The organism is Amycolatopsis cihanbeyliensis (assembly GCF_006715045.1).
GTDB classification, from domain to species: domain Bacteria; phylum Actinomycetota; class Actinomycetes; order Mycobacteriales; family Pseudonocardiaceae; genus Amycolatopsis; species Amycolatopsis cihanbeyliensis.
In genome coordinates this window covers 519836-537904 of the sequence record NZ_VFML01000002.1, presented here as the reverse complement: position 1 = coordinate 537904, position 18069 = coordinate 519836, and the positions used below count along the sequence as shown (strand labels likewise).

At 71.1% G+C, this 18069-nt stretch carries 19 protein-coding genes; 17 read left to right on the top strand and 2 right to left on the bottom strand.

The window, feature by feature from the left end; all coding sequences use genetic code 11:
• From FB471_RS31090 to FB471_RS31045, 10 genes are all read left to right on the top strand, one after another.
• The gene (locus FB471_RS31090; RefSeq protein WP_142003395.1) at positions 1 to 1368 is read left to right on the top strand and encodes a hemolysin family protein; all 1368 of its coding nucleotides are present in this window, start codon (positions 1 to 3) and stop codon (positions 1366 to 1368) included.
• Positions 1361 to 1741 (top strand): cytidine deaminase, encoded by a 381-nt coding sequence (locus FB471_RS31085; protein ID WP_142003394.1) that lies wholly within the window; start codon positions 1361 to 1363, stop codon positions 1739 to 1741. Before FB471_RS31090 ends, FB471_RS31085 begins: the two co-directional genes overlap by 8 nt.
• Positions 1738 to 2643 (top strand): GTPase Era, encoded by a 906-nt coding sequence (gene era, locus FB471_RS31080; protein ID WP_142003393.1) that lies wholly within the window; start codon positions 1738 to 1740, stop codon positions 2641 to 2643. Before FB471_RS31085 ends, era begins: the two co-directional genes overlap by 4 nt.
• 118 nt (positions 2644 to 2761) lie before the next feature.
• Positions 2762 to 3583 carry an RDD family protein gene (locus FB471_RS31075; protein ID WP_142003392.1) on the top strand — a complete coding sequence of 274 codons (822 nt, stop codon included), beginning with the start codon at positions 2762 to 2764 and terminating at the stop codon, positions 3581 to 3583.
• A gap of 3 nt (positions 3584 to 3586) precedes the next feature.
• On the top strand, positions 3587 to 4000 hold the full coding sequence (locus FB471_RS31070) for a DUF2752 domain-containing protein (protein ID WP_246076810.1): 414 nt from the start codon (positions 3587 to 3589) through the stop codon (positions 3998 to 4000).
• A 26-nt stretch (positions 4001 to 4026) separates the two neighbouring features.
• Positions 4027 to 4839, top strand: a complete 813-nt coding sequence (gene recO / locus FB471_RS31065) for a DNA repair protein RecO (protein WP_142003391.1) — start codon at positions 4027 to 4029, stop codon at positions 4837 to 4839.
• Positions 4820 to 5668, top strand: coding sequence for an isoprenyl transferase (locus FB471_RS31060; protein WP_142003390.1), 849 nt, complete (start codon positions 4820 to 4822; stop codon positions 5666 to 5668). The genes recO and FB471_RS31060 overlap by 20 nt, the downstream gene beginning before the upstream one ends.
• The gene (locus FB471_RS31055) at positions 5668 to 6111 is read left to right on the top strand and encodes a hypothetical protein (protein ID WP_142003389.1); all 444 of its coding nucleotides are present in this window, start codon (positions 5668 to 5670) and stop codon (positions 6109 to 6111) included. Before FB471_RS31060 ends, FB471_RS31055 begins: the two co-directional genes overlap by 1 nt.
• A gap of 247 nt (positions 6112 to 6358) precedes the next feature.
• The gene (locus tag FB471_RS31050) at positions 6359 to 7375 is read left to right on the top strand and encodes a permease (RefSeq protein ID WP_425457135.1); all 1017 of its coding nucleotides are present in this window, start codon (positions 6359 to 6361) and stop codon (positions 7373 to 7375) included.
• Positions 7372 to 8106 carry a TIGR03943 family putative permease subunit gene (locus FB471_RS31045; protein WP_142003387.1) on the top strand — a complete coding sequence of 245 codons (735 nt, stop codon included), beginning with the start codon at positions 7372 to 7374 and terminating at the stop codon, positions 8104 to 8106. The genes FB471_RS31050 and FB471_RS31045 overlap by 4 nt, the downstream gene beginning before the upstream one ends.
• A gap of 3 nt (positions 8107 to 8109) precedes the next feature.
• On the opposite strand, the gene FB471_RS31040 is transcribed toward FB471_RS31045, so the two are convergent.
• Together FB471_RS31040 and FB471_RS31035 are read right to left on the bottom strand one after the other, a co-directional pair.
• Positions 8110 to 8538, bottom strand: coding sequence for a Fur family transcriptional regulator (locus FB471_RS31040; protein ID WP_142003386.1), 429 nt, complete (start codon positions 8536 to 8538; stop codon positions 8110 to 8112).
• Positions 8535 to 8930 carry an ArsR/SmtB family transcription factor gene (locus tag FB471_RS31035; RefSeq protein ID WP_142003385.1) on the bottom strand — a complete coding sequence of 132 codons (396 nt, stop codon included), beginning with the start codon at positions 8928 to 8930 and terminating at the stop codon, positions 8535 to 8537. The genes FB471_RS31040 and FB471_RS31035 overlap by 4 nt, the downstream gene beginning before the upstream one ends.
• Positions 8931 to 9203: 273 nt before the next feature.
• Here FB471_RS31035 and FB471_RS31030 point away from each other — a divergent pair, with 273 nt between their 5' ends.
• The 7 genes from FB471_RS31030 (at position 9204) to FB471_RS31000 (ending at position 18066) form a co-directional block, all read left to right on the top strand.
• On the top strand, positions 9204 to 10532 hold the full coding sequence (locus tag FB471_RS31030) for a hypothetical protein (protein ID WP_142003384.1): 1329 nt from the start codon (positions 9204 to 9206) through the stop codon (positions 10530 to 10532).
• Positions 10533 to 10536: 4 nt separating this feature from the next.
• On the top strand, positions 10537 to 11193 hold the full coding sequence (locus tag FB471_RS31025) for a class F sortase (RefSeq protein WP_142003383.1): 657 nt from the start codon (positions 10537 to 10539) through the stop codon (positions 11191 to 11193).
• A 107-nt stretch (positions 11194 to 11300) separates the two neighbouring features.
• Positions 11301 to 12689, top strand: a complete 1389-nt coding sequence (locus tag FB471_RS31020; RefSeq protein ID WP_142003382.1) for a glycine--tRNA ligase — start codon at positions 11301 to 11303, stop codon at positions 12687 to 12689.
• Positions 12690 to 12725: 36 nt separating this feature from the next.
• The gene (locus tag FB471_RS31015) at positions 12726 to 13376 is read left to right on the top strand and encodes a YdcF family protein (protein WP_170221063.1); all 651 of its coding nucleotides are present in this window, start codon (positions 12726 to 12728) and stop codon (positions 13374 to 13376) included.
• A gap of 40 nt (positions 13377 to 13416) precedes the next feature.
• Positions 13417 to 14697 carry a deoxyguanosinetriphosphate triphosphohydrolase gene (locus tag FB471_RS31010; protein WP_142003380.1) on the top strand — a complete coding sequence of 427 codons (1281 nt, stop codon included), beginning with the start codon at positions 13417 to 13419 and terminating at the stop codon, positions 14695 to 14697.
• Positions 14698 to 15133: 436 nt separating this feature from the next.
• Positions 15134 to 16255 carry a serpin family protein gene (locus tag FB471_RS31005; protein WP_142003379.1) on the top strand — a complete coding sequence of 374 codons (1122 nt, stop codon included), beginning with the start codon at positions 15134 to 15136 and terminating at the stop codon, positions 16253 to 16255.
• A gap of 20 nt (positions 16256 to 16275) precedes the next feature.
• Positions 16276 to 18066: a glycosyl transferase gene (locus FB471_RS31000; RefSeq protein ID WP_142003937.1), complete on the top strand. Its 1791-nt coding sequence runs from the start codon at positions 16276 to 16278 to the stop codon at positions 18064 to 18066.
• The last annotated feature ends 3 nt before the right edge of the window (positions 18067 to 18069 follow it).

The following is an 18069-nucleotide window of genomic DNA, read 5'->3' as shown; positions in this document are numbered from 1 at the left end:
GTGATCGACTCCACACCATTGCTGCTGATCGCCGTGGTGCTGGTCCTGCTGGGCAGCGTGTTCGCGGCGGCCGATGCCGCGGTGAGCACGGTGTCCCGGGCTCGGGCCGAGGGGCTGGTCCGGCTCGGCCGCGTCGGTGCGCGCCAGCTCTCCCTGGTGGTCGACGAACGCAGGCGGCACATCAACCTGTTGCTGCTCCTGCGCACCACCTGCGAACTCACCGCGACCGTGCTGGTCACCCTGGTGTTCGTGGAGTGGATCGAGCAGGCGTGGCTGGCCGTCGTGGTGGCCGTGGCCGTCATGGTGGTGATCAGCTATGTGGTCATCGGGGTCGGACCGCGCACGGTCGGTCGCCAGCACCCCTACCGGGTCGGGCTGCTGGTCGCCGGCCCCGTCCGGGTGCTCGGTTCCGTCCTCGGGCCGCTGAGCCGCCTGCTCATCCTGCTGGGTAACGCCATCACGCCTGGTAAGGGCTTCCGGGAAGGCCCGTTCAGCTCGGAGATCGAGCTGCGCGAGCTGGTCGATCTCGCCGAGCAGCGCGGGGTGGTGGGCACCGACGAGCGGGAGATGATCCACTCGGTGTTCGAGCTCGGCGACACCGTGGCCCGCGAGGTCATGGTGCCGCGCACCGAGATCGTCTGGATCGAGCAGACCAAGACCGTCCGGCAGGCGCTCGCGCTCTCCCTGCGCACCGGTTTCACCCGGGTACCGGTGATCGGCGAGTCGGTGGACGACATCGTCGGCGTGGTCAACCTCAAGGACCTGGTCCAGGCCTACCTCGCGGAGGGCGGCTCCACCCGGCCGGTCGAGGAACTGATGAACCAGGCCAGCTACGTGCCGGACTCCAAACGGTTGGACGAACTGCTCAAGGGCATGCAGCGCTCCCGCAACCACATGGCCATCGCGGTGGACGAGTACGGTGGCACGGCCGGGCTGCTCACCATCGAGGACATCCTGGAGGAGATCGTCGGTGAGATCACCGACGAGTCCGACACCCAGGAACGCCCACCGGTGGAGTACCTGGACGAGCGCTCGGTGCGGGTGTCGGCCCGGCTCGGCGTGGACGACCTTGGCGAGCTGTACGGCGTCGAGCTGGAGGACCACGACGTGGAGACGGTCAGCGGGCTGCTCGCGCAACGACTCGGTAGGGTTCCACTGCCCGGTGCCGAAGCCGAGGTGGCCGGCCTGCGCCTGCACGCGGAGGGCGGCAAGGACCGCAGGGGCCGGATGCGGATCACCACGGTGGTCGTACGGCCCTGCGACGACAGCATCACCGGTCCGCGGACCCGGCTGGACACCACGAACCTCCACCAGGGAACGGCCGTGGCCGAAGACGACGAACGGGACAGGAACGTCGACCATGCCTGACAGTGCCTCGGAGCGGGCGCGTCTCGAACAGGACGCCGAGTTGGACCCCGAAGATGACAAGCTCGTGATACTGGCCAGGTCGGCGCGGGCCCGGAACCAGGCGGCCGAGGGTGCCGCGGTACGGGACACCGACGGCCGGACCTACGCCGCGACCACCGTCCGGCTCCCGTCGTTCGCGCTCACCGCGTTGCAAGCCGCGGTGGCGGCCGCCGTCTCCAGCGGGGCGGAGAACCTGGAGGCCGCGGCGATCGTCACCGACGAGCCGCTGTTCGACCAGGCTTCCGTGCACGCCGTGCGCGACCTCGCCGAGAAGGCCCCCATCTACCGCGCCGACCCCTCCGGCGCCGTGCGGGAGGTCCTGCGCCAGTCGTGAGTAGCACACCTGAACACCGGTCCGGTTTCGCCTGCTTCGTCGGCAGGCCGAACGCCGGCAAGTCGACGCTGACCAACGCGCTGGTCGGCACCAAGGTGGCGATCACCTCCAGCAAACCGCAGACCACCCGGCACGCGATCAGGGGCATCGTGCACCGGCCGGACGCGCAGCTGGTGATCATCGACACGCCCGGGCTGCACCGGCCGCGCACGCTGCTCGGTGAGCGGTTGAACGACATCGTGCACTCGACCTGGGCCGAGGTGGACGTGGTCGGGTTCTGCGTGCCCGCCGACGAGAAGATCGGCCCCGGCGACCGATTCATCGCCACCGAGCTGCGCAAGGTGGCCCGGCGCGCGCCGGTGCTCGGCGTGGTCACCAAGACCGACCTGGTCTCCCCGGACCGGGTCGCCGAGCAGCTGGTCGCCCTGCAGGAGCTGATGGACTTCGCCGAGCTGATCCCGGTCTCGGCGGTCGACGGTTTCCAGGTGAACACGGTCGCCGACCTGCTGGTTGGCAGGCTGCCCGAGGGGCCACAGCTTTACCCGGACGGTGACCTCACCGACGAGCCGGAGCAGACCCTCGTCGCCGAGCTCATCCGGGAGGCCGCACTGGAGGGGGTGCGGGACGAGCTCCCGCACTCCATCGCCGTGACCGTGGAGGAGATGCATCCCCGGGAGGGCCGCGAGGACCTGGTGGACGTCTACGCACTGGTGTACGTGGAACGGCCCAGCCAGAAAGGCATCATCCTCGGGCACAAGGGGGAGCGGCTCAAGCAGGTCGGCGCCACCGCCCGCAGGCATATCGAGGCGCTGCTGGGCAGCAAGGTGTACCTCGACCTGCACATCAAGGTGGCCAAGGACTGGCAGCGCGACCCGAAACAGCTACGCAGGCTCGGGTTCTGACCGCCGCCCTCGGGCGGCTTCCCGACTCTGCCGCGTCGGCGCGCGATCGGGACGGTACGCTCCGCCCGCACTGATCGCACCCGTGCCAGGGGCACCGAGCGAGGGGGAGAAAGACCCGATGACCAACCCGTACGGTCAGCAGCCGCCCTACGGCCAGCAACCCGGCTACGGCCAGCAACCCGGCTACGGCCAGCAACCCGGCTACGGCCAGCCGGGCCAGCCCGGGCCGCAAGCTCCGCCGTCCGGTGGTTTTCCCGGGCCGCACTCCGGCGGCTTCGGCCAGCCCCACCCCTACGGTCAGCCCCAGCCGGGGCAGCAGCCCTACGGTCAGCAGCCGTACGGCACCCCGCCCGGTGGATACCAGGCACCCTCGCCCTACGGCGGCCCCGGCGGTTTCCCCGGTGGCCCCGGCGGTCCGATGTTCCCCGGACAGGCACAGGTGGTCGTGCCCGGCTCGCAGATCCAGTTCCCCGGCGGGCCGTCGATGACCCTGGCGACCATGGGCAGCCGGTTCCTCGCGCGGCTTGTCGACGCGCTGATCATCGGCCTGCCGATGGGCATCCTGTTCGCGATCATCCAGTTCGCGCTGCTCGGCAACGGCGCCCTGTGGGTGAGCCTCATCTTCGCGCCGATCATGTCCCTGGCCATGCTGGCTTACGAGGGCATCATGCTGTCCACCAGGGGCGCCACGGTCGGCAAGAGCGTGGCCGGGATCCGGTTGGTCACCGCGCAGTCCTTCCACCAGCCGGGCGGCGGGATCGGTGGCGGGCCCGCGTTCACCCGGATCGCGGTGATGGTGCTGCCGGGCCTCATTCCGTGCCTCGGCTCGCTGGCCAGCCTGCTGGTGATCCTGTCCCCGTTCTTCGACGAGCAGGCTCGGCAGGGCTGGCACGACAAGGCGGCCAAGACCTACGCCATCTCCACCAAGCCGGTGTACTGAGCCATGACCGCCATGCGGGTCGAGCGGTCGTGGCGCAGCCTGCGCCGCACCCCGGCGCTGGTCGGTGGCCTGGCTGTCACCGGCGCCGCACTCGGCACCGGGGTACTGGTCATCCCCTGCTGGTTCCATGCGCTGACCGGGCTGGACTGCCCGTTCTGCGGAGGCAGCAGGGCGCTCGGCGCGTTGCTGCACGGCGACCCGGTCGCGGCCATCGGCTACAACGCCTTCGCCGTGCTGGTCCTGCTGCCGGTGGCCGTGGTGGTGCTGGTCGCGCTCGCCAGGTGGGAGGTGGGCCGAGCCACCCGCTGGTGGCCGGCCGGTGCCCGCGGCCTGCGGCTGGCGCTCCTGCTCGGCGCGCTCACGATGGCCTGGTGGGTGCTGCGGGATCTGCCGGGTCTCGGCTGGTTACGAGCGTGAGCGCGAACGGGTGAGACGATAGGGCGGTGAGTCTCTATCGCGACACCGGCATCGTGCTCCGGGTGCACAAGCTGGGTGAGGCCGACCGGATCATCACCCTGCTCACCCGCAGGCACGGGAAGGTGCGCGCCGTCGCCAAGGGGGTGCGCAGGACCGGCTCCCGGTTCGGTGCCCGGCTGGAGCCGTTCGGGCATGTCGACCTGCAGCTCTACACCGGCCGCACGCTGGACGTGATCACCCAGGTGCAGACCGTGGACGCGTTCGCCGTGCAGCTGGTCGGCGACTACCAGCGCTACACCGCGGCCAGCGCGATCACCGAGACCGCCGACCGGCTCACCGCGGAGGAGGGCGAGCCGGCGCTGAAGCTGTACCTGCTGGTCACCGGGGCGCTGCGGGCGCTGGCCGGGGGCGGCAGGGACGCCTCGCTGGTGCTGGACGCCTTCCTGCTGCGGGCCATGGCCTTCGCCGGCTGGGCGCCCGCGATCAGCGAGTGCGCCCGTTGCGGGCAACCCGGGCCGCACCGGGCGTTCAACGTGCAGTCCGGCGGCGCGCTGTGTCCACGCTGCCGGGTCGCCGGCTCGGTGCACCCCGCCCCGGAGGTGTTCACCCTGCTGGACGCGCTGCTGCACGGGGAGTGGACGGTCGCCGAAGGCACCTCGCCGGGAACCCGGCGGGATGTCAGCGGGCTGGTCGCCGCTCACCTGCAGTGGCACCTCGAACGCCAGCTCCGGTCCTTACCCCTGGTCGAACGGCGCCGGGAGATGCTCGGCCCCGGCAGGTTAACCTCGACCGAGTTGCCCGACGACATGGAGGTACCAGGTGCGGCGCAGGGGACGTGAGGCGGCGGCACGGACCGAGGTGCGGGATCCCGACCCGCATCCCTCCGGCGCGCGGCCACCGCGGATCCCTTCCGAGCTGGTGCCCAACCATGTCGCGCTGGTGATGGACGGCAACGGCCGCTGGGCCAACCAGCGCGGGTTGCCCCGCATCGAGGGACACAAGCGGGGCGAGGCGGTGATGATCGACGTCGCCAGCGGCGCGGTCGAGCTGGGCGTGAAATGGCTGTCGGTGTACGCGTTCTCCACCGAGAACTGGAAGCGCAGCCCGGACGAGGTGCGCTTCCTGATGGGCTTCAACCGGGACACCATCCGCCGCCAGGTCGACTACCTCGGTTCGATCGGGGTACGCATCCGGTGGGCGGGCCGCAGGCCGAAGCTGTGGCGCAGCGTGATCAAGGAGCTGCAGGACGCCGAGGAGAAGACCAGGCACAACACCCGGCTCAACATGACGATGTGCGTCAACTACGGTGGGCGGGCAGAGGTCGGCGACGCCGTGCGGCAGATCGCCAGGCTCGCCGCCGAGGGGAAGATCAACCCGGACAAGGTGGACGAGCGCACCATCGCGAAGTACCTGTACCAGCCGCAGATGCCGGACGTGGACCTGTTCCTCCGGCCCTCCGGCGAGCAGCGGACCTCGAACTTCATGCTGTGGCAGTCCGCCTATGCGGAGTTCGTGTTCCAGGACACGCTGTTCCCCGACTTCGACCGAACCCGCCTGTGGGACGCCTGCCTGGCGTTCGCCAAGCGGGACCGGCGGTTCGGCGCGGCCATCGACAACACAGATGCTGCCGACGCCGCGGGATCCGCCGGGGCCCTATCGGAGGTGTGATGACCACGGAGGCCGCGGATACCGCTGTGCTGCTGACCCGCGCCCGGGAGGCGCTCGAGCGATACCTGGAGGTGCGGGTCGACGACGACGGGGCGTTGACCTTCTCGCACGCCGACGTCCCGTGCGTGGTGCAGGCGACCCGGCTCGCCGAGGGGTTGACCGTGCTCAGCCTCACCTGCGTGGTGGCGTGGGACCTGCCGGACGACGCCACGCTGGCCGCGTCCGTCGCCGAACGGGCAGGGCAGGGGTTGTTCGGCACGCTCGGGGTGGTGCACACCGAACGCGGGCTGGACCTGACCCTGCGGTACGCCTTTCCCGCGCAGGGCATGGAGCCCGCTCCGCTGGGCACCCTGCTGATGCTGGTGGTGTCCACCGCCTCACAGGTGCGTACCGACCTGCTCGGCGACTCGGGGGGAGCGCCGGGCGACGGCGCCGCGGGGTGACTGGCATCGCTCCTGAGCGCCCGGTCCGCAGCCGGAGGTAGCTGTTTGTGGTGCGTGGAGGGACGCGCCCGCCCGTCTCCCACCACCGCCATACGGAGGCGCTTTCGCGCCGCGGTGTTCAGCGGCAAGGAGCCCCCGAGCGGGGAGGCGGAGCGCGTGACCTGCGGAGCGGACGGCCGCAACCACAGTTGGAGCCCCGCCGAGTCGATCGTGTCGCGCGTCTAGGAACATGCACTGGGTGGAAACGATTCCCGAAACCACCACCGGCGCCGATCGGCCGCCCCGCAGGCGCCGCGGGCGGATCAGCTCGATCGAGGTGCTCTGCGGGATCCTGCTGATCGCGATCCTCGGCCAGTCGCAGTTGCAGTCGGTGCTCGACGTGCCCGCGCTGCGCACCGGCTCCACGGTGTTCGTGGCGGTCTGCGTGCAGGCGCTGCCGTTCCTGGTGCTCGGCGTGCTGATCAGCGGGGCGATCGCCGCGTTCGTCCCCGCGCGGGTGCTGCGCAGGGTGCTGCCCCGCCGGGAGAGCGCCTCGGTGCCGGTGGCCGGTTTCGCGGGGGTCGCGCTGGCCGGCTGCGAATGCGCCTCGGTCCCGGTGGCCCGCCGGCTGATCGGGCAGGGCGCGGCCCCGGCAGCCGCGCTGACCTTCCTGCTGGCCGCCCCCGCGGTGAACCCGATCGTGCTGGTCGCCACCGCGGTCGCCTTCCCCGGCGAGCCGGGGATGGTGCTGGCGCGGTTCCTCGGCTCGCTGGCCACCGCGATGGCGATGGGCTGGCTGTGGGCGCGGTGGGGCAAGCTGGAATGGATCGCCGAGCGCGCGCTGCGCAGGCTGCCCGAGGTCCAGGGCGGGGACCGGTGGAAGACCTTCGCCGAGACCGCGCGGGCCGACCTGGTGGACGCCGGTGGCTTCCTCGTGCTTGGCGCGCTGGTGTCGGCGGCGATGGGGGTGCTGGTACCCGCGCACTGGTTCGGGGTGCTCGGCGAGCAGGTCGTGGTCGGGATCGTGGTGATGGCCGTGCTGGCGGTGGTGCTGTCGCTGTGCAGCGAGGCGGACGCCTTCGTGGCGGCCTCGCTGGCGCCGGTACCGCTGCTGCCGAAGCTGGTGTTCCTGGTGGTCGGGCCCGCCATCGACATCAAACTGTTCGCCCTGCAGGCAGGCACCTTCGGCAGGTCCTTCGCCCTGCGTTTCGCGCCGGCGACCTTCGTGGTCGCGATCGGGTGCGCGGTGGCGGCCGGGTTGCTGGTGCTGGGAGGGGTGCGATGAGGCGGGAAACCCAGAACATCCTGCTGGTACTGCTCGGCGGTGCCCTGCTGAAGATCGCGATCAACGGCGACTACCTGCGCTACGTCAAGCCTTCGCAGCAGGTGTGGGTGCTCGGCGGGGGAGCGGTGATGGTGGCCCTCGGTGTGCTGGCGATGGCGCGGGACCTGCTGGCCGCGCGCGGCACACCGGGACCGCAGGCGTGTGGGCACGAGCACCACCACGCGGCGCGCTCGGCCTGGCTGCTGATGGTGCCGGTGCTCGCGGTGTTCCTGGTCGCCCCGCCCGCGCTGGGCTCGGACTCGGTCACCCGCACCCCGGCCAGGGCTCCGCAGAGCGAGGCCGCCAGGGACGCCGCGACCTTCCCGCCGCTGCCCGCGGGCGAGGTGGTGCCGTTGCCGGTCTCGGAGTTCGTCACCAGGGCCGGCTGGGACTCCGGCGGCACCCTGGACGACCGCACCGTCTCGCTGTCCGGGTTCGTCGTGCACGACGGCGGGGACACCCTGCTGGCGCGGCTGCGGATCAGTTGCTGCGCGGCGGACGCCTTCCCGCTCACGGTACGGCTGACCGGCCCGGCCGCCACCACGGCCGTGGCGGCGGCCGCGGACACCTGGATCGAGGTGACCGGCCAGGCCGTGCCCGACACGGCGACCGCGGAGAACGGTTACACCCCGGACCTCACCGTGCGCACCGTGCGCGAGGTTCCGGCGCCGGAGGACCCTTACGAGTACTGAGAGTCAGGAGGCCCGGGCGCGGCAGGCGGCGCAGGTGCCCGCGATCTCGACGGTGTGACTGATGTCGGAGAAACCGTTGCCCACGGCGACCTTGTCCGCCCAGCGTTCCACGGCGGGTCCCTCGATCTCCACCGTGTAGCCGCAGTGCCGGCACACGAGGTGGTGGTGGTGATGTGAGGAGCAGCGACGGTAGATCGCCTCGCCCGCGTCGGTGCGCAGCACGTCGATCTCACCCGCTTCGGAAAGGGACTGCAGGGTGCGGTAGACGGTGGTCAGGCCGATCCCCTCGCCGCGCTTGCGCAGCTCGTCGTGCAGTTCCTGCGCGGACCGGAAGTCGTCGATCTCGTTCAGCAGCTCGACCACGGCGGCCCGCTGCTTGGTGGCCCGGCGACCGGGAACGGGAGCGGGGCCCCGGGTGGCCTGGCCGTTCATGAATGCCCGCCCTCCTCTGCGTGTGCGACGGCGTCCACCACGATGTGCGCGAGGTGGTCGTCGACCAGACGGTAGACCACTTCCCTCCCGCGCCGTTCCCCCCGTACCACCCCGGCGGCCTTGAGTACCCGGAGATGCTGGCTGATCAACGGTTGTGCGGTGTCCAGCGCGTCCACCAGCTCGTGCACGCAGCGATGCCCGTCGCGTAGCTGGAGCACGATGGCGATGCGCACCGGTGCGGCCAGCGCGCGCAGCAACTCCCCGGCGGCGGCCAGCGTGGCCGGAGGCTGCGGCGGGGTCGGCGGTGCCGGGGTGTGCGCGGGCGAGTGCTCGTGCTGTTCGGTATCCGCGGGCAACCCAGGGGGTGCGGCGTCCGGGCTCACCGTCGGCATCTCGATCTCCAGCCTTCGTCCTCGGGGTCCGGATAGAAAATGCTATCCGTTGTCGGGAAGTCACCATCCATCCTAGTGTTGTCCCGCGAGTGAGTGCGGCCGTCACAGGGCGGCGGCCGAGCGTTGCTCCATTCGAGTGACGTTGGGGGAATCTACGGCAAGGACGACCCGGTCGTGGGACAAGGTGAACGGCTGTCACGTTCTGCACGTGTCACCACCAGGAAGCGGCCGAGACCCGGCGGCTTCCGAACCGGCGACAGAGGCTGAGGAGACATGACTCGTTTCGGGACGAAGCTGGCTGCGGGCACGGCGGCGCTCGCGCTCACGGCCGGATCAGGAACCGCCGCCGCGCAGGGCTCATCCGGGGTGAACGAGGACACCGGGCCGGTGTCCTTCGCCAACGCTGCCTCCATGCAGGTGCACGACCAGATCGGCGGAAAGCTCTTCACCCTGGTGACCGAGACCCAGCGGTCGCCGCTGCGCACCGGAGTTTCCGCGCTGGCCCAGGACAACTCCACGGTGCCACGATCGCCGAAGGACCGCGAAACGGCCGGCCGACACTACCGGCTGAGCTTCGGGACCTTCGAGCCCGAGGGTGACCTGTTCCCCGAGGGCGTGCCGAGCCGGGAACACAAGGTGACCGCAGCCCTGAAGGACACCACCGTGCCCGTGGCCGCGGCCGAGGCCAACTACGCCCTGCAGGATCTCGAGCAGCCGGGGAGCGGGCAGGACAAGACGGTGCTTGCCTTCCAGGGGGTGCGCAACGCACTCGAGTGCGCGAGCCCGGAGGACATCACCAGCGAGACCACCGCCGAGAAGTTGTGGGTGCTGGACAAGGACGGCGGCCTGGTCGAACGCGACCTGCCCGATGGCGACCAGCCGCTGGAGGTCCGGGGGCTGGCGTTCGGTCCGTCCAAGGATCCGAGCGAGGTCGAGGACGGGGACAGGACCACGACGGTGCCCGTCCGCTACGACCGTGCCCTGACCACCTCCGACGTGTCGGTCAGCCGGCTGACCGCCTTCGACCAGTTGCTGCGCCAGGACGAGTGGCGGGACAGCGAGATCACCGGGGTCGCCGGGTGGCGGGTTACCATCACCAGTCACCTGCGCAAGGAAAAGGAGGCGGGCCAGCCCGACCAGTCGGAGGAGGCCGGCGACCAGAACCGGCAGGCGCAGGCGACCGGGAAGGCCACCCAGGAAGCAACCGGGGAAACCGCTGGGGATGCCGCCGACGGCGAGCAGCGGGCCGACCGGGGATCCTCGCGCGAGCAGCGGGATACCGAGCCCGGCGGGCCCGAGATCGAGCCGGTGGGAACCGTGGTCACCACGCTGGTGCTGGGCGGTCTGAGCTGCTCGCTGCCGCGGGGCTTCACTCCCGCCGAGCCCGGTGGTGGCGGGCAGAACCCGCAGCCGAGCGTGCCGGTGAAGATCCCGGCCGGGGTCTCCTCGTCCTCCTACCCCGTGGACGTTCCCGCGGACCCCGGCGGCTTCCCGGCCGGCTTCGTGCTGATCGGCGGCGGTCTGGTGCTGGGCGCGGGCGCGCTGTTCACGTTGCGTCGCGGCCGGCGGAGGAACCTCGCGGCGCCGGAGCGCACCGAGTAGATCGATGGACGAGCCCACGCCCGAAGGCGCCGGCGGGTCGTCCCGCCGGCGCCGGGTGCTGGCCACCGTGCTCGGCGTGCTCGCCGTCCTGGCGGTGGGCGCCGGCGTGCTGGTACTGGTGCACGGCCGCGACTCCGGTGACCCGGAGCGGTCCGCCGGCGCCGCGCCGGTCCAGCTGCCCGCGGCCGCGTCCACCCCGGACGGCGAGCCCACCCAGCGGCCGGGCACGGTGCGGCTGCCGGAGGGCGGCACCGCGAAGCTGGTCCGGCGGGAGCTGACCCACGACGGCGTGTTGCCGATCCCGGACAACCTGGACGAGGCCACCTGGTGGGGCGCGAAGCTCGGCGCCGAGCAGGGGGCGGCGCTGCTGTCCGGGCACGTCAACTGGAACCGGCAGCAGGGTCCGTTCGAGGAGCTGTGGCGGGATCGGCCCGGCCAGCGGGTCAGCGTGATGGACACCCGCGGTGGCCGGTGGGTCTACCGGATCACCGAGGTGCTCACCCTGCACAAGGACGAGCTGCCCGAGCACGCCGAGCGGTTGTTCGGTCAGGACGGCCCACACCGGCTGGTGCTGGTCACCTGCGGTGGCGACTACCTCGGCGGCACCGACGGATACCGGGACAACCGCATCGTCACCGCCGAGTTGGTGAGCAGCCCGTAACTATCGGTGGCCGCGAGTAGTAATCCCCTCGCACGGGGTTCGGGACGGCCGGATACTCTGACGTGTCTAGTCATGAACAGCCGTTCCCGCATGTCTGGAGAGCGTGGGTGCCCGCCAACACCATTGAGTCCGTTGTCAGCCTGTGCAAGCGCCGTGGCTTCGTCTTTCCGTGCGGGGAGATCTACGGCGGTACCCGCTCGGCGTGGGACTACGGGCCGCTCGGCGTCGAGTTGAAGGACAACATCAAGCGCCAGTGGTGGAAGGCCGTGGTGCAGGGCAGGGAAGACGTCGTCGGCATCGACTCCTCGGTGATCCTGCCCCGCCCGGTGTGGGTGGCCTCCGGCCATGTGAACGCCTTCCACGACCCGCTGGTGGAATGCCTTTCCTGCCACCGCCGGTTCCGGGCGGACCAGCTCGCCGAGGACTACGCGGAGCGCACCGGCAAGGAGACCGGGGAGGACGACCTCTCCGATGTGCCGTGCCCGAACTGTGGCAACCGCGGCGAGTACACCGAGCCGCGCGAGTTCAACATGATGCTCAAGACGCACCTCGGCCCGGTGGAGACCGAGGAGGGCCTGCACTACCTGCGCCCGGAGACCGCGCAGGGCATCTTCGTGAACTTCCTGAACGTGCAGACCACCTCGCGCAAGAAGCCGCCGTTCGGCATCGGCCAGATCGGCAAGTCCTTCCGCAACGAAATCACGCCCGGCAACTTCATCTTCCGTACCCGCGAGTTCGAGCAGATGGAGATGGAGTTCTTCGTCGAGCCCGGCGACGACGAGTCCTGGCACCAGTACTGGCTCGAGAACCGCACCCAGTGGTACACCGACCTCGGGATCAACCCCGAGAACCTGCGGCATTACGAGCATCCCAAGGAGAAGCTCTCGCACTACGCGAAGCGCACGGTGGACATCGAGTACCGGTTCGGCTTCTCCTCCGGTCAGGAGTGGGGCGAGCTCGAGGGCATCGCCAACCGGACCGACTTCGACCTCACCACGCACTCCAACCACTCCGGGGTCGACCTGTCCTACTTCGACCAGGCCTCGGGTGAGCGCTACCGGCCGTTCGTGATCGAGCCGGCTGCCGGCGTCGGCCGGTCGATGATGGCCTTCCTGGTGGATGCCTACACCGAGGACGAGGTGCCGAACGCCAAGGGCGGCGTGGACAAGCGGTCCGTGCTGAAGCTGGATCCGCGGTTGGCCCCGTACAAGCTCGCGGTGCTGCCGCTCTCCCGCAACGCCGACCTCACCCCGAAGGCCCGCGACATCGCGACCATGTTGCGCCGCAACTGGAACGTCGACTTCGACGACGCGGGCTCGATCGGCAAGCGGTACCGGCGGCACGAGGAGATCGGCACGCCGTTCTGCGTCACCGTCGACTTCGACTCCCTCGAGGACCACGCGGTGACCGTGCGCGAGCGCGACACCATGGACCAGGAGCGCGTGGCCATCGACAAGCTCGAGGCCTACCTGGCCCCCCGCCTCCTCGGCTGCTGACGGGCTGCTGGCGGCCTGTTCCGGGAAGATGACCTTGTGACTGGTGGCGTGAAGACCCCTGGGCCCGCACGCTGGGCACGCCGCGCCGTGCTCGGCACGGTGCTGATCGCCGTGCTGGTGGTCGGCGGTACGGCGCTGCGGGTGTGGCAGGACGCGCGCGAGGACGACCGTGCCCGGGCGGACGTGATCGTGGTGCTCGGGGCCGCGCAGTACAACGGCCGCCCCTCGGAGATCTTCGAGGCCAGACTCGCGCACGCCAAGGACCTGTACGAGCGGGGGGTCGCCGACACGGTGGTGACCTCCGGCGGGAGCCGGGCCGGCGACAACTACACCGAGGCCGAGGCCGGTGCGGCCTGGCTGGTCAAGCAGGGCGTGCCAGGCGAGGCGACCATGCCGGTCGGCACGGGCAGCGACACCCTGGGAACCCTGCGTGCGGTCAGCGCCCGGGTGCACGAGCGTGGCTGGCGTACGGCCGTGATCGTCAGCGACCCATGGCACTCGCTGCGGGCCAGGACGATGGCCATCGACTCGGGCCTCGACGCGTGGACCTCACCGACCCACAGCGGCCCGGTGGTGCAGACCAGGGAGACCCAGGCGAAGTACATCTTCCGCGAGACCGCGGCGCTGCTGTACTACCGGCTGTCCAAGATGCCCGCGGAGGACATCGGCGGCGCCGGCCTCGGCTGAGGGCTGCTCCTGTCGGTGCCGCCGCATATTCTTGCGGTCGATGAACCACTACGGCCGGCACGATCGGGAGCGCCGCAGCGCCGAAGCACCCAAGGGCGCGGTGCTGGCGGGCGCGCGTGCCGACGAGCGTGGCCCGTTCGCCAGGGACCGGGCGCGGGTGCTGCACTCGGCCGCGCTGCGCAGGCTGGCCGGGAAGACCCAGGTGGTCGGGCCGGGGGAGGGTGCGGAGGTCAGCGGCGTGCCACGTACCCGGCTGACCCATTCGCTCGAGGTCGCCCAGATCGGCAGGGGCATCGCCGAGGAACTGGGCGCCGATCCGGACCTGGTGGACACCGCGGGCCTCGCGCACGACATCGGCCACCCGCCGTTCGGGCACAACGGCGAGCGGGCGCTGGCCGAGGCGGCTCGGGTGTGCGGGGGGTTCGAGGGCAACGCGCAGACCCTGCGCATTCTCACCAGGTTGGAGCCGAAGGTGCTGACCGCGGACGGTGTCGCGGTCGGGCTGAACCTGACCAGGGCCTGCCTGGACGCGGCCACCAAGTACCCCTGGCCACGGGCGGCGGGAGAGACCAAGTTCGGCGCCTATCCCGACGATGCGGAGGTGCTCACCTGGATCCGGGACGGCGCTCCCCGGCGCCGCCCGTGCCTCGAGGCGCAGATCATGGACTGGTCCGACGACGTCGCCTACTCGGTGCACGATGTGGAGGACGGGGTGCTGGCCGGCCGGATCTCGCTGCACGTGCTCGCCGATCCCGAGGAACGCGCCGCCGTCGCCGAGCTGGCCGCGAAACATTTCTCCGCCAAGCCTCTGTCCACATTGGAGGATGCGGCGCTGGAGTTGCTGCGGCTGCCGGTGGTGTCCGCGCTGGCCGGCCCGGGATATGACTCGTCGCTGGCCGCGCAGGTCGCGCTGAAACGACTGACCAGCGAACTGGTGGGCCGGTTCGCCTCCGCCGCGGTCACCGGTACCCGGCAGGCCCACGGTGAGGGGCCGCTCTGCCGCTATGCCGCCGATCTGCGGGTGCCCGAGCAGGTCGAGGCGGAGGTGGCCCTACTGAAGGCGCTGGCCCTGCGGTACGTGATGAGCGACCAGCGGCGGCTGGCCATGCAGTACGAGCAGCGCCGGGTGCTGGCCGAGCTGGTCGACCTGCTGTCCCGGCGGGCTCCCGAGTCGCTGGACCCGGCCTTCCACCCCGCCTGGCACGCGGCAGGTGACGATCCGGCCCGGCTGCGCGTGGTGGTCGACCAGGTCGCCGCGCTCACCGATGCCCAGGCGCAGGCCTGGCACGAGTGGCACACCGGCCGGCACGGCCAGAGTTGATCCTGCTCTCGGCGCCCACCGTAACCGTGCGCGACGACCTGCTCGGCGTGTACCGCGAAGTCCGTGGGGTTCTCCGGCGTGACCGTGCCGAGCCGTCGACGTAGCGGCCACCGCGCGGCCGGACTCCCGTACCCGGTCCGCGATCTCCAGCAGTGCCGCCGGCTTGGCGGAGACACCCGGGTCCGAGTTGGGCGTTCGCCACCGCGGCGTGCGCTCCGGCGCAGAACCGGCGCTCGTCGCCTTCCGGCACCCGCGTCGCGATCGGCTCGCGTTCCCCGCGGGGCAGCGGGCTCGGCCCCGGTCCGTCGTTGCCCAGCTCGATACGCGGCACGTGGGCCTCCCGGCGCCGACCGTGGCGGCACGCGAGCCCGCGGATCCTCTTCCGTCCTGCCCTGCCGGCGATCCCGGGAGATGGATCTCACGGTAGCGTCGGGGAATGGCTGACAGAGCGAGTGAGCTGGCTCATCTGAGGTTCGCACTGACCCTGCACGAGGTCCTCGCGACGCACGGCGGTGACTCCTGCTACTCGCCGTACTCCACGGCCAGCGCGCTCGGCCTGGCCAGCAGGGCGGCACGGGGTGAGACGGCCACCGAGCTGACCGGGTTGCTCGCCGGACACGGTGCGGACCTGGAGGCCCATGCCGAGCTGTTGCGGCGGGCGGCCGTGCTCGCCGCGGCCGGCGAGGAGCAGGAGGACAAGCCCGTGCTCGCGGTGTCGAACACCCTGTGGGCCTGGGACCAGCTGCCCGTCAAGCCGGAGTTCCTCGACGAGTTGGCCGGCTGGCCCTCCGGTGCGCTGAAGACGGCCCCGTTCGTCGCCGACCCCGAGGGGGCCCGGCGCATGATCAACGCCGATGTCGCCGAGGCGACCCACCAGCTGATCCCGGAGCTGCTCGAGCCGGGCTCGGTGGGCGAGGACACCGCGGCCGGGATCGTCAACGCGCTGTACCTGCGCGCCGCATGGACCTTGCCCTTCCCGGAGTCGGAGACGCGGGAGGAGGACTTCCACACCCCGGACGGCACCCGCGGGGTGCCCACCATGCATCACTCCGACTGGCTGGGCTACACGGCCGCGGGGGGTTGGCAGGTGGTCACCCTGCCGGTGGCCGGTGGCTTGCAGGCCGCCGTCCTGCTTCCGGACCGCGACCTGGCCGAGCAGGAGGCCGAGCTGACCGCGACAACGTTGCGGGAACTGCTGGACGGCCAGGGGCGGGCCATGGTGAACCTGGCCCTGCCGAGGTTCCGGCTGGACGTGCGTTCCGCGATGACCGCGGCGCTGCAGGCGCTCGGGGTACGCACCATGTTCACCGCACGGGCCGACCTCGGTGGCCTCACCGACGACGACCGGCTGAAGGTGTCCGAGGTGTTGCACCAGGCCGTGTTGCGGATCGACGAGCAGGGACTGGAGGGAGCGGCGGCGACCGCGGTGATGATGCGGTTGGTGTCACTGCCCTCGGGTGACCCGGTCACGGTGCGGGTCGACCGGCCGTTCCTGTTCCTGGTCCGGCATCCGGGCACCGGTGCGCTCTACTTCCTGGCCAGGGTCGTCCGGCCGTGACGCAACTGACCAGCGGCGCGCTGCCCGCCTGGGGCAGACCCTGGCCGGAAACCGGACTCGAGCCCGCGGTCCGGCCGGCCAGGCCGCGCAGGCCGAACCTCGCTGAACTCGCCGTACTGGCCGGTTACCTGCTGGGCGCATTCCTGATCTACCGTCCGTTGTGGACGAACCTGGAACGCGGGTACCTGACCAACAGCGGGCAGGACCAGCGTATGTGGGAATGGTTCTTCGCGGTCACCGCGGATTCCGTGGCGCACCTGGAGAACCCGCTGTTCAGCGACCTACAGAACCACCCGGACGGCGTGAACCTGATGGCCAACACGGTCATGCTCGGGCTCGGGGTTCCGCTCACCCCGGTGACCCTGGCGTTCGGGCCGACGGTCACCTGGGCGATCGCGCTGACCGGCGGCCTCGCCGGTACCGCCGCGGCCTGGTACTGGGTGCTGTCCCGGCACCTGGTGCACTCCCGGATCGGCGCGGCGATCGGGGCGGCCTTCTGCGGGTTCGCCCCGCCGATCATCTCGCACGCCAACGCGCACCCGAACTTCGTCGCCCTGTTCGTGCTGCCGTTCCTGGTGCTGTGCCTGATGAAGCTGGCGCGCGGACAGCGCCCGGTCCGGAACGGGATCCTGCTCGGGCTGCTGCTGGGCTGGCAGATCCTCCTCGGCGAGGAACCGTTGCTGATCGGGGCCACCACCTTCCTGGTCTTCGGCGTGGCCTACGCGCTGTTCCGGGCCGACGAGGTGCTGGCCATGCTGCGACCGTTGGGAATCGGGCTCGCCTTCGCGGCGGGCATGTCCCTGCTACTGGTGGCCTTCCCGCTGTGGTGGCAGTTCTTCGGGCCGCAGAGCTACGGCAGGCTGGAACACGGGCTCGTCGGCAACGACGCGGCCGCGTTCACCGCGTTCGCCACCGAGTCGGCCGCGGGCAACCGGGACGTGGCGCGGGAGCTGTCACTGAACCGCACCGAGGAGAACGCCTTCTTCGGCTGGCCACTGATCCTGCTGGTGCTGGTGATCGGGATCTGGTTGTGGCGCGATGCCGCGGCCAGGGCCGTGACGATCGCGTTGTTCCTGATGGCCTGGATCTCCACCGGAGTCCTGCTCGTGGTGGACGGGACCGTCACCACGCTGCCGGGGCCGTGGCTGACCATGTTCCAGCTACCGCTGTACGAGTCCGTGCTGGAGTCCCGGTTCGCCCTCGGCTGCGTCCCGCTGATCGGCATCCTGCTCGCGCTGGGGACCGATCGCGTGCTGCGTACCTGGCCGCGCCTGCCGGAGTGGCGTATCCCGCTGCGGGTGGTGTGGTTCTCGGCTCTGCTCACCGCGTTGCTGCCGATCGCGCCGACCGAACTGCGGGTGCACGAACGACCGCGTACCCCGGAGTTCTTCACCGCGGGAACCTGGCGGGACCACGTCGGGACCGGCCGTGCCGTGGTCACCGTGCCGCTGCCGGACACCGGCGATGCGCGGGCGTTGCACTGGCAGGTCGACAGCGGGCTGGAGTTCCCGCTCGCCGAGGGCTACTTCGTGGGGCCGGGCACGGACCCCGAGCGGGGCACCTACGGCGCGACACGCAGGCCCAGTTCCCGGCTACTCGAGGAGGTCTCCGATTCCGGGGAGGTCGCCGAGGTCGGTGCCCACGAGCGGGTGGACATGCTGACCGACCTGCGGTTCTGGCGGGCGGACGTGGTGGTGCTCGGTCCGCACGAGCACGAGACTGCGTTGCGGGAGACGGTGGAGTTGCTGCTGGCCCGGCCGGGACGCACGATCGACGGCGTGTGGTTCTGGGACGTGCGGGAGATGACCTGAGCG